This is a genomic window from Vibrio sp. B1ASS3 (assembly GCF_905175355.1).
GTDB classification, from domain to species: domain Bacteria; phylum Pseudomonadota; class Gammaproteobacteria; order Enterobacterales; family Vibrionaceae; genus Vibrio; species Vibrio owensii.
This window is the reverse complement of sequence record NZ_HG992742.1, coordinates 3454902-3467945: the sequence shown is the minus strand read 5'-3', so window position 1 is coordinate 3467945 and position 13044 is coordinate 3454902. Positions and strand designations below refer to the sequence as shown.

Genomic DNA, 13044 nt, shown 5'->3' with positions numbered 1-13044 from the left:
GCTGAGTTCTATCAGTGTGGTAGTTATAAAATAAACTCTACTTACTTATTTATTTTGTATGCTCTCTTTTCCAGTAAAATATTGTAAGTCGATTCTTCTTTGCTAAATGTATAGTTATTAGACTTAGCAAATACATCAGCTAAGATAGTTGCAGGGTATAATGATAAAAAAGTAGTTATGGAGAGTGCTAAAAAAATCTTACTTGATTTTTTGAATTGGCTCTTAGTTACAAAGTCATTTGATATAATTGAGATGACAAGTATTCTCAAGCATTCAAAAAGAATGAAACTCGCTCCAAGCGTATATACATAGACTTGATCAAAAGTTGTTACTTCACTTTTAGTGGTTATATTGTCATAGAAGCCAGTTATGCCTTTTAGTGAGTATATAAATAGAGAGGTTGATGATATGAGTAAGAATATCAAGTAGAATAATGCTTGTTTTCTATCGTAGCTACCATGCGTCATCACAGTAGTCCTTTGCTCATGTTCTGAGAAAATACCATTGAATGAGCTCTTCTAATAGTTTCGTTGTGTTCTTCTTCTATGTCGCTCTTTATGCTTCTATTTATGCTCTCTATATAGCTGTCAATAGAACGAATTAGCTTTTGAGTTAAGCCTTTATCCTGATCTTCCTTATTTAGATAAAGGCCAACGGCGCTACTTATTACAATGGCCGCAAGAATAGGTCCAGCACTTAAAGTCACAGTTACACCAGCAACAGAAGCTGCAAAATTAACAAATATGGCAGCTGCAGCTGATGAAAGTCCAACCTTAATAATATCGCTCGCTATAGTTCCTAATAGCTTCGAAAGAGTCTGCTTATCACCTAATAAGTAATCAACAACTCTGTATGAGCTCAAAAGGATTATCGTGATAACACCACCACTTTTTATCGAGTTAAGAGCAGCTTCAGGCCCAACTGCAAATTTTGCAACTGTTGGTGTAGGTAATACTTTAGCAACTCCTTTTATCTTTATTTTGATAGCTGGCGAGCCTGTGACTATAATATGCGGTGCTCCAGAGTAGTTCTTGACAACTATCGTACTATTATTCCCGTACAAGTAATTTGCTAGGGTAGATATGAATACTAGGTCTTGTCCTGTAGCAAAATATCCAGCTGAGTTTTCAAACGTTGATTTAATGTTTTCCCAACGAGTTAGCCTTATTTTGTCTTTGATGTAATGTTTAACTATGACATCGAAACTATCTAAAGAAAAAATAACGACTTCTTTGTCACTTCTTTTTCTCTCACTTAGAGGATAAGCGCTATTGTATGAAGCTGTACTTCGACTGTTGCTGTGTTTTAGTGGGTAACTACTCATTAGTTGGTTTGCATCCTGCATCCGTTGTTTCTAAAGAATGATGATATAGAACAATGTTAAGCATCTAGTTTTATACCTTTGCTTCGGTTCATCTTCTCAAGTTTGGGATTGTTTTTGCGACGATACTCTAAACTTCATTTTTTCATTCGTGTTTTTGAGTTGCTTTTGCTAACCGCGCTCTTATTGATGAAAATATGGAATAGGTTGGTGTCTTGAGTTTCCTTTTGTGCGTTTGCGTGGCAGTGCTATCGTAACTCCATCTTGGTTACAAATATTTACAAGGACGCACAAGTGGAAGTTACGTTCGAAATCTTAATTGCATTGTTTTTTGTCGCATCCGCTGCGGGATTTATTGATGCGATGGCTGGTGGCGGTGGTCTCTTGACTCTACCTGCTTTGTTGGCTGCGGGACTAAGCCCGACTCAAGCATTAGCGACCAACAAACTCCAAAGCTCTTTCGGAAGCTTTTCTGCCAGTTGGTACTTTGTTCGTAACGGCATTGTTAGTCTCAAAGAGATGCGCCTAGCGATTCTCTGTACTTTTATTGGTTCTGCCATTGGTGCTGAGGCTGTACAGTTTATCGATGCCGGTGTACTCACCAGTCTTATCCCTGTATTGCTTATCGCGATTTCACTCTATTTTTTGCTCTCTTCAACTAATAAAACAGCTGAAGGAGAACCAAAGCTCTCTGAAGCGATGTTTGCTTTATGTGTTGGTGGTGGCGTGGGCTTTTACGATGGCTTTTTTGGTCCAGGTACTGGCTCTATCTTTGCGCTTTGCTTTGTCGCACTTGGTCACTTCTCTTTGGTTGATGCGACCGCTCGTACTAAGATTCTCAACTTCACCTCAAATATCGCGGCTCTGCTGTTCTTTATTCTTGCTGGTTTGCCTGTGTGGGAAATCGGTCTGACCATGGCTGTAGGTGGCTTTATTGGTGCTCAACTTGGTGCCAAAGTTGTTGTTACTAAAGGTCAAAAATGGATTCGACCTTTAGTGATTACCATGTCTATGCTGATGGCGACAAAACTTCTTTGGCAACAACATCACCAATGGTTTCTATCACTGTTTTAACTCTTGGTGACTGGTACACGTTTTGCCTAACGCAGATATGAATCGGTCGAATTAAAGATGTCAGTTGTTCGAACATAAAGCAGTTATGGTCAGGGATCTTTAACGCTCTAACGATTGATAATGGGATTAATGCAGGTGCTGCTCCTCCCAGTGCAAGTTGTGCTGCCGCTGTGTAGGCATCCATTTCCATCAATGGTTTGATACCTATTTTCTCTAATGCTGGCAGTTGGTAGCTATTGGAAGGATTGGTTAAATCATTTGTAATGACTTTTTTTGGAAGCTCATTCAGTGGCTTATCACTAACGAGGAAGAAAGGTTCATCACATAAGTGGAAAGCCATTAAGCCGTGATGTGGTGGAAGCAAACCAGCACAAAGCCCAATGGTTGCTTTACCGGATTGAACTCGCTCAACGATTCTAGGGCTGTGGTTGGTGGTTATTGTTAAGTACTGATCTTGCTTGAGGTAATCACCAATGGTTTTTCCAAGATAACCTGCAATAAGAGACTTTGAACTATCGAGGGTGATTAATGATGTGTCTTCTAGCTCTTGCTGTTCATAAATAAGGCCACGTAACTCGTTAAAAGATGGGCCAATATTCTCGATCAAAGCCATGCCATCAGGTGTGAGTTTAATGGTTCTCCCTGACGGTTCTACTAGCTTCTTTCCCAGTTTTTTCTCTAGGTTCGCGATACGTTTACTCACCGCAGATTGGCTGATATACAGCAAACTCCCAGTGCGACTCATCGTTTTCGCTTTACTTAAAACTAATAGTGTTTCGATGCCTTCCAGTAACATGTCTATCCATGAATGTTGGGAATAATAGGTCTAATATAGCCAAGCTTGAGATGAGAAGCGACAGGTGATTTTACAAACAAAAAGAGCCGACGTTTCCGTCAGCTCTTTTGCGTAAATTGATTCGTATCGATCAACGATTGATAGCAAAGGTTGGCAGTGACAAGTGCCAGCGAATCGCACCAAGGCGAATAATCAAAGTTGAGATGACACCTGCGAGTAGGGCGACTGAATGGTCGTGTCCCATACTCAGTGCCGTTGTATGGAAAATTCCGCCAATGATACATGCGGTCGCATAGACTTCACTTCGCAGTACCATGGGTACCTCGCGAGCCAGCACATCACGGATAATGCCGCCACCGCAGCCAGTGATAACGCCCATGATCACCGCAACCATGCCAGAAGCATTGTAGGCGAGAGCTTTCTCAACACCGATACCGACGAATACCGCTAAACCAATTGCGTCACAGACAGGTAGAACCCACCAAGGCAAGCGCTTAGGGCGACGAATGACAATCATAGTGAGCAAACAAGTGATGAAAATTACCCAAAGATAAGTGGTGTCAGTGATCCAGAAGACCGGGGTTGCGCCAAGCGCCATATCACGAATAGTGCCGCCGCCAATAGCTGTCACACTACCGAGTACGATCACACCGAAGGGATCCATCTTTAATCGGCCTGCGAGTAAAACGCCAGAAACCGCAAAGACAGCAGTACCGAATAAATCGATCATATAAAGCAGCATGGAGTCCATGTTACTTGGTACCTTTTAAACAAATTGTGGGGGAACAGAAATGGGACGGAAATTGTACGGGATTTCCAACGAAAACGTTAGCGTTTTTGCCGAACGGTTTCAAAGTGTTCACACACCTCTGTGATCGCGTTTAAGGTTCTTGGGGTTGGGCGGTTGATCCAATCTGAATTGAGTGACCAAACGTGGTTGTTCTTTAACGCAGGGATGTCGTTTTTCCATTCAGCCCACATGCCATCATTACTCATGGCATGGCGAGAGGTAAACAGGACTTCGGGTTGGCGAGTAATCACTTGCTCGATGCTGACTTGTGGGTAAGGGGTACTGCCTTTAGCAAAGATGTTCTCGCCACCACAGAAGGTAAAGACTTCACTTGGCCAGTTCTTACCCGCAACGGTGATGATCGGCTTCTCGCTTAATTGATAGAAGTAATTGACTTTATCCTCGGTATTGTATTTTTCTTTTAATGCTTCTAACTGCGCGCGGAATTCTGCAGCGGCTTTTTGCCCAACTTCCGGCTTCTCGCTGTACTGGCTAAGTTGTTCAATGTTCGTAGCGATGTCTTCTAACGTTCCAGTCGTTGAGTAGTAGATAGGGATGCCAAACTGCTTGAGCTTTTCAAGTTCTTTGGCTGGATTACCTGCTGGCCAAGCGATAACCAAATCGGGTTGAAGGGCAATGATGCGCTCTAACTTGATGCCTTGATAGTTTGATACTTTCTCTAGATCTTTAGCTTGCTCTGGGTAGTCACTCATCTCGCTGACGGCTACGAGTTTGTCGCCAAGACCTGCCGCATAGGCGATTTCTGTTGAGTGTGGAGCCAGGCTGATGACGCGTTGAACTGGTTCATTGGCAAAAGAAGCGGCAGAGAAGATAAGAGGAAGAGCAAAGCAAAGTTTGTTCATCATAGTCCTTGATAAATGAGTCCGAGAATCAGGCTTTGGATAACGATCCAAGCAAAAATACGCCATACAATGAGGGTTTGGATTTGTGCCAAATGGATAGCAGATGGTGCTATACGACCACCAATTTTCGCTCGTTCGGCTCGTTGACCTTGGTACAGCGCTGGGCCGCCAAGTGACAATTGAAGCTTGTTACCAATCGAGCACAACAACCAAGCTGGCCCTGGAAGTGGCCAAGACTTCGCTTGTTGACGCATGGCAGTCGAAACACTCGATAGGTTTTTACCCATGCTAATGAACACGGCAAACAAGCGTAAAGGAACAATCTCCAATGCAGCCGTTAGCTGAATAGCAGGCTTACCAAAAGGTGAATACTGACGGCGACTTGGGGACCAAGCACGAGCAAGTTCTGCCGTTAGGCGATACATTAATGCGCCAATTCCACCAGTCAATCCATACCAGAATAACACGCACACAACGTTACGTCCGTAGCCCATGATGATGGTCTCTGCACCTGCTTTACCAATACCAAGCAGTGATAAGCTCTCGGTATCTCGATTAAGGTAAGGTTTTAGTAGTGCTCGGCACTGTGCTTTGTTCTCATTCGACATCGCAGTAACGAGTTGTTTCGCAAGTGACTCGTTGTTTCGCCAGTCAAGAGCAATAAGCAGTAATGCCAGCTCAAATAAGGGCGCTTGCCAAACTAAAGGTTTCATCGCGAGCAGTAATATCAAGCAAGGTACAAGCATAAGAAGAAGTGCGAGCCCGCCAGAGAGAATGCTTTGTGAGTAGTTGTGGTTGTTATTAACTTTATTCGCCAGTTGTTCTGCGAATTTATGCCATAAAGTCACAGGATGAGCAGCGTGAGGAATGGGGATTAATAAATGGAATAGTAATGCGCCCCACATGACGAGGAGCGCACCATTGGCATAGAGCTGTTGAAATATTTCTTCCATGAAATTCTGGGGACTTACTTAGTCAGTTCCAACATTTTGCATACCATTTCTGAAGAGCTTTTCGCTGCTAGCGGTAGGAACTCTTCGAAGCTCATTGGTGATTCTTTGTCTGCTACGTCAGAGATAGCACGAACAACAACAAACGGTGTGTTGAATTGGTGACAAGTTTGAGCGATAGCAGATGCTTCCATTTCTACAGCGATAACTGAAGGGAAGTGTTTACGGATAAACTCTTGGCGTTCTGCTGTGCAAACAAAAGCATCACCAGTACAGATCAGGCCGCGAACGGCGTGAGTGTTTTCCATCTGAGCCAGTGCTTTTTCAGCAAGGTCCATTAACTTCTCATCCGCTTTGAATGCCGCTGGTTGGCCTGCCATTTGACCCATTTCGTAGCCAAATGCAGTTACGTCTGCATCGTGGTGACGAACTTCTGTTGAGATTACAACGTCGCCTAGGTTTAGGCTTGAATCGAAGCCGCCCGCAGAACCAGTGTTGATAACCACATCTGGTTGGTACTCGTCTAGCAGAATAGTTGTGCCTACTGCAGCCGCTACTTTACCGATGCCAGATTGAAGCAGTACCACATCAACGTCGTTAATCTGACCAGAGAAAAACGTACAACCTGCTTTGCTTACTGTTTGGCAGTTTGTCATTGCTTCTTTCAGGATGGTGACTTCTTGTTCCATCGCACCGATGATACCAACTTTCATAACACTCTCTTTCGATAAAAATTTAAGTTGGCGAGAGTATACCACTCTGCACCAATATGTGGTCGTTATTTGATTAACTCAGCATTCGCCAACAGTGAACGTAATTGTTCAGCACGCTTACGGTTCACGCCAAAGTCTGAATAGCCAACGCGAGATTCAGAACGAACAATAAGCTGGTCGCCTTCGATCTTAAGCTCTAAATCGTCCACAAAGCGCATTATTTTGGATGTGCATTCGATACGTAGGTAATTACCTTCTTTCACCGCTGTTTTCGCCCCCGGCAGTTCAAGCGTCACTTGCTCAATTACATCGATGTTGGTGGATTCGGTTAGGGTGAATGGTGTTAGGTTGTATTCTTCACGCGTGTCTTGGGTGGAGACACAGTTTGGTTTGTCACCACAAGGTGATTGAGAACGATCAGTCATGGTTGTGACTCCTTGGCTACAAGCGGTTAAGCCGAGCAAAGTAATAGAAAGGAGAGCGGCTTTTTTCATTGGTTTTATCCCTTATCTTAGGAATTTAATTATATGTAATAAAAGAAAAAAGGATCCAATAGTAGGATCCTTTTTGAGACGTTAACAGTGATTAAACTTCAAGGTAATCGAGAATACCTTCTGCGGCTTTTCGACCTTCATCAATCGCGGTCACAACCAGATCTGAGCCTCGTACCGCATCGCCACCAGCGAAGATCTTTTTGTTGCTGGTCTGGAATTGGAACTCTTGTTTCGCAGGAGCTTTGATACGGCCCCATTGGTCCAACTCGACATCAAACGGAGCTAGCCAGTCCATTTTGTGTGGCTGGAAACCAAACGCCATGATAACGACGTCTGCTGGTAGAACGTGCTCGCTGCCTTCTACTGGTTCTGGACGGCGACGACCCGCTTCATCAGGCTCACCAAGGGCAGTTTTCACCACTTTGACCCCTGAGACTTTGCCTGACGCATCCACTTCAATTCCTAAAGGCTGAAGGTTGAACATGAACTTCACGCCTTCTTCCTTAGCGTTTTTCACCTCGCGTCGAGAGCCAGGCATATTGGCTTCATCACGACGGTAAGCACATACCACGTTTGATGCGCCTTGGCGGATTGAGGTACGAACACAGTCCATTGCGGTATCACCACCACCGAGTACAACGACGCGTTGTTTTGCCATGTCGATAAAAGGTTTGTCGTGCTCCAAGCCCATGACCTTGTAAGTATTTGAAATCAAGAATGGCAGAGCATCGTAGACATCCGGCGCACCTTCATTTTCTAGTCCTGCACGCATGTACTTGTAAGTACCAACCCCCAAAAAGACGGCATCGTACTCATCAAGTAGCTCTTGCATCTGAACATCTTTACCTACTTCGACGTTCATCTGGAACTCTACGCCCATCTCGGTAAAGACGCGACGGCGGTTTTCCATCACGCCTTTTTCAAGCTTGAACGAAGGGATACCGAAGGTCAGTAGGCCTCCAATTTCAGGGTAGCGGTCAAATACGACAGGCTTCACGCCATTTCGCACTAGGATATCAGCGGCTGCTAAGCCAGCTGGGCCTGCACCAATGATAGCAACCTTTTTATCGGTCCATTCCACCTTAGACATGTCAGGCTTCCAGCCCATTTCAAAGGCTTTGTCGGTAATGTATTTTTCAACGTTACCTATGGTGACAGCGCCAAAGTCCTCATTGAGAGTACAAGAGCCTTCACACAGACGATCTTGTGGACATACTCGGCCACAAACTTCAGGCAAGCTGTTAGTTTGGTGCGACAATTCAACAGCTTCAAGGATACGACCTTCATTGGCTAACTTTAGCCATTGCGGGATGTAGTTGTGGACTGGGCACTTCCATTCACAATATGGGTTACCACAATCTAAGCAGCGATCCGCCTGCGCAGTCGCTTGTTGTTTGGTAAACGGTTCATAGATTTCAACGAACTCGATCTTACGAACTTTGATAGGCTTCTTCGCAGGATCTACGCGTTGAACATCGATAAATTGATAAACGTTCTGACTCATGATTCAAACATCCTCCATGATTACTGGGCTTGAACGCGCAGTTCTGCGGCACTGCGACTCTGGTGACCAAGTAGCGTGCGTAAGTCCGCCGCTTGTGGTTTCACCAAGTAGAACTTTGGAATCCATTCATCAAAGTTCGCCAAGATATCTTCTGCGTGGCTGGAGCCGGTTTCTTCAAGATGTTCGGCAATCAGACCACGTAAGTGCTCTTGATGGATGTAGAGATCCGACAGAGAAATCGCTTCAACCGATTCGTTGTTCACGCGACCTTGGAAGTCTTGGTTCTCATCCAATACGTAAGCAAAACCGCCAGTCATGCCTGCGCCGAAGTTCACGCCTGTCGCGCCAAGAATGGCAACAATACCGCCAGTCATGTACTCACAAGCGTTATCGCCAGCGCCTTCAATGACAGCAATCGTACCTGAGTTACGTACGCCGAAACGCTCACCTGCTTTACCCGCCGCAAACAGCTTACCGCCGGTCGCACCGTACAGACAGGTGTTACCAATGATGGTCGCTTCATTACACTTAAATGCAGTGCCAAGGTGAGGTTTGATAACCACCTTACCGCCAGCCATGCCTTTACCTACGTAGTCGTTGGCATCCCCGGTCAGGTAAAGCTCCACGCCACCCGCGTTCCAAACGCCAAATGACTGGCCTGCAGTGCCATCCAAGTGCAGTTTGATTGGCGTCGCCGCCATGCCTTGGTTGCCGTAACGCTGAGCGATTTCACCGGATAGGCGAGCACCCACAGAGCGGTCGGTGTTGATCACGTTGTAGAAGAAGCTAGCAGATTGACGTTTCTCAACCGCTTGCAATGCGTCTTCGATGATCTTGTTGTTTAGCTCGGCTTTATCAAATGGTGTATTTGGCTGTGTCCAGTAAAGAGGGTGTTCCTCTGGAGAGACTGGCGCCTCAAGGATATTCGACAGATCTAGCTTGGTTTGTTTCGCCGTCAGACCTTCAACGGTTTCCAACAAATCCGTGCGACCAATCAAGTCTGTCAGTTTTTCAACACCAAGTTCAGCGAGTAATCCGCGCACTTCGTCCGCCAGACCAATGAAATAGTTCATCACCATTTCCGGTAGGCCTTTGAAGTACTCTTTACGCAATGTCTCGTCTTGAGTTGCAACACCAGTAGCACAGTTGTTGAGGTGACAAATGCGTAGGAACTTACAACCCATTGCCACCATTGGCGCAGTACCAAAACCGAAGCTTTCCGCACCGAGAATCGCCGCTTTCACCACGTCTAGGCCCGTTTTTAGACCACCATCTACCTGTAGACGAATCTTATGACGTAGACCATTAGCAACCAGTGCTTGTTGGGTTTCTGCCAGTCCCAATTCCCATGGGCTACCAGCGTATTTCACTGAAGTTAATGGGCTTGCTGCAGTACCGCCGTCGTAACCCGAGATGGTAATAAGATCAGCGTAGGCCTTCGCGACACCTGTAGCGATGGTGCCGACGCCTGGTTCAGATACTAATTTCACCGAAACCAACGCGTTTGGATTGACTTGTTTTAGGTCGAAGATCAGCTGGGCCAAATCTTCAATCGAATAAATATCGTGGTGCGGAGGAGGGGAGATCAGAGTCACACCCTGTACCGAATAACGCAGTTTTGCGATTTCTGCGGTGACTTTGTGTCCCGGTAACTGACCACCTTCGCCCGGCTTCGCACCCTGTGCGACCTTGATCTGCAGTACGTCTGCATTGGTTAGGTAGTGAGGCGTGACACCAAATCGCCCAGAAGCAATCTGTTTGATACGCGAGTTACGCTCGGTACCGAAGCGACGTGGATCTTCACCTCCTTCACCCGAGTTGGAGTAACCACCGAGACGGTTCATCGCTGTTGCAAGTGCTTCGTGCGCTTCTGGGCTAAGTGCACCAATGGACATCGCCGCCGAGTCAAAACGCTTGAATAGCTCTGTGCTTGGCTCGATTTGCTCAAGTGGTAGTGGGGAGTCTGATTTTTTCAGCGCCATTAAGTCACGCAGCATGGCAACAGGACGTTGGTTTACCTGCTTAGCAAAGCTCTGATAATCGTTACTTTCGCCTGATTTCACCGCAGTTTGCAGTGTGCCAACCACGTCTGGGTTGTAGGCGTGATATTCACCACCGTGGACGTATTTCAATAAGCCGCCATGCTCGATAGCTTTACGTTTCGCCCAAGCTTTACGAGAAAGGTTGTACAAATCTTGTTGGAAGTCGTCGAAGCTCGCGCCTTCAATACGAGTTGTGACACCTTTAAAGCACAAACCAACCACTTCTTGGCTCAGGCCAACTGCTTCAAACAGTTGCGAGCAACGGTAAGAGGCGATGGTAGAAATCCCCATTTTCGACATGATCTTGTACAGACCCTTGTTGATGCCGTATTGGTAGTTTTGCATCACATCGCGATAGTCTTTTTCTAGCGCTTTATCATCAATCAGCTTACCTAGTGCTTCATAAGCAAGGTATGGATAAACCGCAGTAGCACCAAAGCCAAGCAAGACAGCAAATTGGTGTGGGTCACGAGCTGTTGCGGTCTCAACAACAATGTTGGCATCACAACGTAAGTTGGCATCGATCAAGCGAGTTTGAACCGCACCGACTGCCATTGCTGCAGGAATTGGCAGTTTACCTTTTACTAAAGCGCGATCTGAAAGCACGACTAGAACCGTGCCTTCACGTACGACCTGTTCTGCTTGTTCACACAGATCATCAATGGCTTGTTTGAGATTTTTCTGTTGTGGATCGTAGTTGATATCGAGAATGGTATTACGGTAGTGATCGTCACCAAGCTCAAGCAATTGCTGCATGTCTGAGTAAAGTAATACTGGTGAATCGAAGGTCACTCGGTAGGCGTGGCCATCGGTTTCACAGAAGACGTTCATCTCCTGACCGATACTGGTCGCCAGTGACATTACGTGTTTCTCACGCAATGGATCGATTGGCGGGTTGGTTACCTGAGCGAACTTCTGACGGAAGTAATCAGTCACCAAGCGCTCTTTCGACGAGAGAACGGCCATTGGGGTGTCATCACCCATGGAACCGACCGCTTCTTGGCCCATATCACCAAGAACACGCAGTACTTGATCGACCTCTTCATTGCTCATGGCAAATTGCTTTTGATAAGTCTTGAGTAAGTCTTCATCAAAACTGCGCTCACCCACTTGATCTTCAGGTAGCTGAGCAAAAGGAGTGAGTTTGCGAACGTTGTTTTCCATCCATTCGCGGTAAGGGTGGCGAGATTTCAGATCGTTATCGATCTCGCTAGACTGCCAAAGCTTCCCTTTGCGAGTATCGACAACCAGCAGTTCACCCGGACCAACACGGCCTTTCTCGGCAACTTCATCGGGAGCGTAATCCCAAATCCCTACCTCTGATGCCAGGGTGATAAATTTGTCTTTAGTAATCACATAACGTGCTGGGCGCAAACCATTACGGTCTAGGTTACAGGCAGCGTAACGGCCGTCGGACAATACGATACCTGCCGGACCATCCCATGGCTCCATGTGCTTGGAGTTGAAGTCGTAAAACGCTCGCAGATCCGGGTCCATGTCTGGGTGGTTTTGCCATGCTGGTGGCACAAGCATGCGCATGGCACGGAAGATATCCATACCGCCAGAAAGGAATAGATCCAACATATTATCTAAACTGGAAGAGTCTGAACCTGTCTCGTTCACAAACGGTGCTGCGGTTTGTAGGTCTGGCAGCAGTGGTGACGAGAACTTGTAAGCTCGCGCTCGTGCCCATTGGCGGTTACCTTCAATGGTGTTGATCTCACCATTATGAGCAAGGTAACGGAACGGCTGAGCTAGTGGCCAACGCGGTTGAGTATTGGTAGAAAAACGCTGATGGAACAGGCAGATAGCAGATTCCATGCGTAGATCTGCAAGATCAAGATAGAAGCGCGGTAAGTCCGCAGGCATGCACAAGCCTTTGTACACCAAAACTTGTGTCGACAAGCTACAGATGTAGAAATCAGGATCTTCGGTGATTTGTTTCTCGATGCGACGGCGTGCGATGTAGAGGCGACGCTCAATGTCACGCTCGCGCCAACCTGCCGGAGCAGAGATAAAGACTTGTTGAATGTCTGGAAGTGAATCGGCGGCGATTGGGCCGAGTACTTCTGAATTGGTTGGTACTTCACGCCACCCTGCTACCGTCAAAGTCTCTTGTGCGAGCTCTTTGTTGATGATGTCTTTGGCGAGTTGAGCTTTCACCGGGTCTTGGTTGAAGAAAATCATCCCTATGGCGTATTGCTTGCCAAGGTTGAAGCCATTTTCTTCAGCGATAAGGCGTAAATAGGAATCGGGCTTTTGTAGAAGAAGACCACAACCATCACCGGTTTTACCATCGGCGGCGATACCACCACGGTGGGTCATTCGATCAAGTGCAGAAATTGCTGTACGTACCAGCTTGTGACTTTGCTCGCCTTCCATGTGCGCGATTAAGCCAAATCCACAGTTGTCTTTCTCAAGACTTGGATCATAAAGAGCCATTGCAATTCTCCCTTTGCTTATCTGTCATCCCGACAGATATATCAACACTGCTCAA

General features: G+C 46.2%; 11 protein-coding genes. 1 reads left to right on the top strand and 10 read right to left on the bottom strand.

Going from position 1 to position 13044, the window contains the following annotated elements:
- Window positions 1-41 precede the first annotated feature (41 nt).
- Both KJB05_RS15680 and KJB05_RS15675 read right to left on the bottom strand, forming a co-directional pair.
- Window positions 42-467 (bottom strand): hypothetical protein, encoded by a 426-nt coding sequence (locus KJB05_RS15680; protein ID WP_208444621.1) that lies wholly within the window; start codon window positions 465-467, stop codon window positions 42-44.
- On the bottom strand, window positions 467-1345 hold the full coding sequence (locus KJB05_RS15675) for a hypothetical protein (RefSeq protein WP_244142903.1): 879 nt from the start codon (window positions 1343-1345) through the stop codon (window positions 467-469). Before KJB05_RS15675 ends, KJB05_RS15680 begins: the two co-directional genes overlap by 1 nt.
- Before the next feature lie 270 nt (window positions 1346-1615).
- Between KJB05_RS15675 and KJB05_RS15670 the strand changes: the two genes are divergently transcribed.
- A complete protein-coding gene (locus tag KJB05_RS15670) occupies window positions 1616-2395 on the top strand; it encodes a TSUP family transporter (RefSeq protein ID WP_005436167.1) in 780 nt (259 codons plus the stop codon).
- On the opposite strand, the gene KJB05_RS15665 is transcribed toward KJB05_RS15670, so the two are convergent.
- The 8 genes from KJB05_RS15665 to gltB form a co-directional block, all read right to left on the bottom strand.
- Entirely contained in the window at window positions 2331-3191 is an 861-nt protein-coding gene (locus tag KJB05_RS15665) for a LysR family transcriptional regulator (protein ID WP_005436169.1), read from the bottom strand. The two genes, KJB05_RS15670 and KJB05_RS15665, sit on opposite strands and share 65 nt — an antisense overlap.
- Before the next feature lie 130 nt (window positions 3192-3321).
- The gene (locus tag KJB05_RS15660) at window positions 3322-3942 is read right to left on the bottom strand and encodes a TRIC cation channel family protein (RefSeq protein ID WP_005436171.1); all 621 of its coding nucleotides are present in this window, start codon (window positions 3940-3942) and stop codon (window positions 3322-3324) included.
- A gap of 77 nt (window positions 3943-4019) precedes the next feature.
- Window positions 4020-4844, bottom strand: coding sequence for a vitamin B12 ABC transporter substrate-binding protein BtuF (gene btuF, locus KJB05_RS15655; RefSeq protein ID WP_208444638.1), 825 nt, complete (start codon window positions 4842-4844; stop codon window positions 4020-4022).
- Complete coding sequence (locus KJB05_RS15650; RefSeq protein ID WP_208444622.1) at window positions 4844-5797, bottom strand: cobalamin biosynthesis family protein; 954 nt, start codon at window positions 5795-5797, stop codon at window positions 4844-4846. The genes btuF and KJB05_RS15650 overlap by 1 nt, the downstream gene beginning before the upstream one ends.
- A gap of 14 nt (window positions 5798-5811) precedes the next feature.
- On the bottom strand, window positions 5812-6507 hold the full coding sequence (gene mtnN / locus KJB05_RS15645) for a 5'-methylthioadenosine/S-adenosylhomocysteine nucleosidase (protein WP_005436177.1): 696 nt from the start codon (window positions 6505-6507) through the stop codon (window positions 5812-5814).
- A 65-nt stretch (window positions 6508-6572) separates the two neighbouring features.
- Window positions 6573-7001 carry a DUF1499 domain-containing protein gene (locus KJB05_RS15640; RefSeq protein WP_208444623.1) on the bottom strand — a complete coding sequence of 143 codons (429 nt, stop codon included), beginning with the start codon at window positions 6999-7001 and terminating at the stop codon, window positions 6573-6575.
- 91 nt (window positions 7002-7092) lie between these two features.
- Window positions 7093-8505, bottom strand: a complete 1413-nt coding sequence (locus tag KJB05_RS15635; protein ID WP_208444624.1) for an FAD-dependent oxidoreductase — start codon at window positions 8503-8505, stop codon at window positions 7093-7095.
- Window positions 8506-8525: 20 nt separating this feature from the next.
- Complete coding sequence (gene gltB / locus KJB05_RS15630) at window positions 8526-12989, bottom strand: glutamate synthase large subunit (RefSeq protein WP_208444625.1); 4464 nt, start codon at window positions 12987-12989, stop codon at window positions 8526-8528.
- Window positions 12990-13044: the final 55 nt, after the last annotated feature.

Excerpts from the sequence above, each read along its gene's own strand:
- KJB05_RS15680 (WP_208444621.1), bottom strand. The coding sequence starts at position 467 with ATGACGCATGGTAGCTACGATAGAAAACAAGCATTATTCTACTTGATA.
- KJB05_RS15675 (WP_244142903.1), bottom strand. The coding sequence starts at position 1,345 with ATGCAGGATGCAAACCAACTAATGAGTAGTTACCCACTAAAACACAGC.
- KJB05_RS15665 (WP_005436169.1), bottom strand. The coding sequence starts at position 3,191 with ATGTTACTGGAAGGCATCGAAACACTATTAGTTTTAAGTAAAGCGAAA.
- KJB05_RS15660 (WP_005436171.1), bottom strand. The coding sequence starts at position 3,942 with ATGGACTCCATGCTGCTTTATATGATCGATTTATTCGGTACTGCTGTC.
- btuF (WP_208444638.1), bottom strand. The coding sequence starts at position 4,844 with ATGAACAAACTTTGCTTTGCTCTTCCTCTTATCTTCTCTGCCGCTTCT.
- KJB05_RS15650 (WP_208444622.1), bottom strand. The coding sequence starts at position 5,797 with ATGGAAGAAATATTTCAACAGCTCTATGCCAATGGTGCGCTCCTCGTC.
- mtnN (WP_005436177.1), bottom strand. The coding sequence starts at position 6,507 with ATGAAAGTTGGTATCATCGGTGCGATGGAACAAGAAGTCACCATCCTG.
- KJB05_RS15640 (WP_208444623.1), bottom strand. The coding sequence starts at position 7,001 with ATGAAAAAAGCCGCTCTCCTTTCTATTACTTTGCTCGGCTTAACCGCT.
- KJB05_RS15635 (WP_208444624.1), bottom strand. The coding sequence starts at position 8,505 with ATGAGTCAGAACGTTTATCAATTTATCGATGTTCAACGCGTAGATCCT.
- gltB (WP_208444625.1), bottom strand. The coding sequence starts at position 12,989 with ATGGCTCTTTATGATCCAAGTCTTGAGAAAGACAACTGTGGATTTGGC.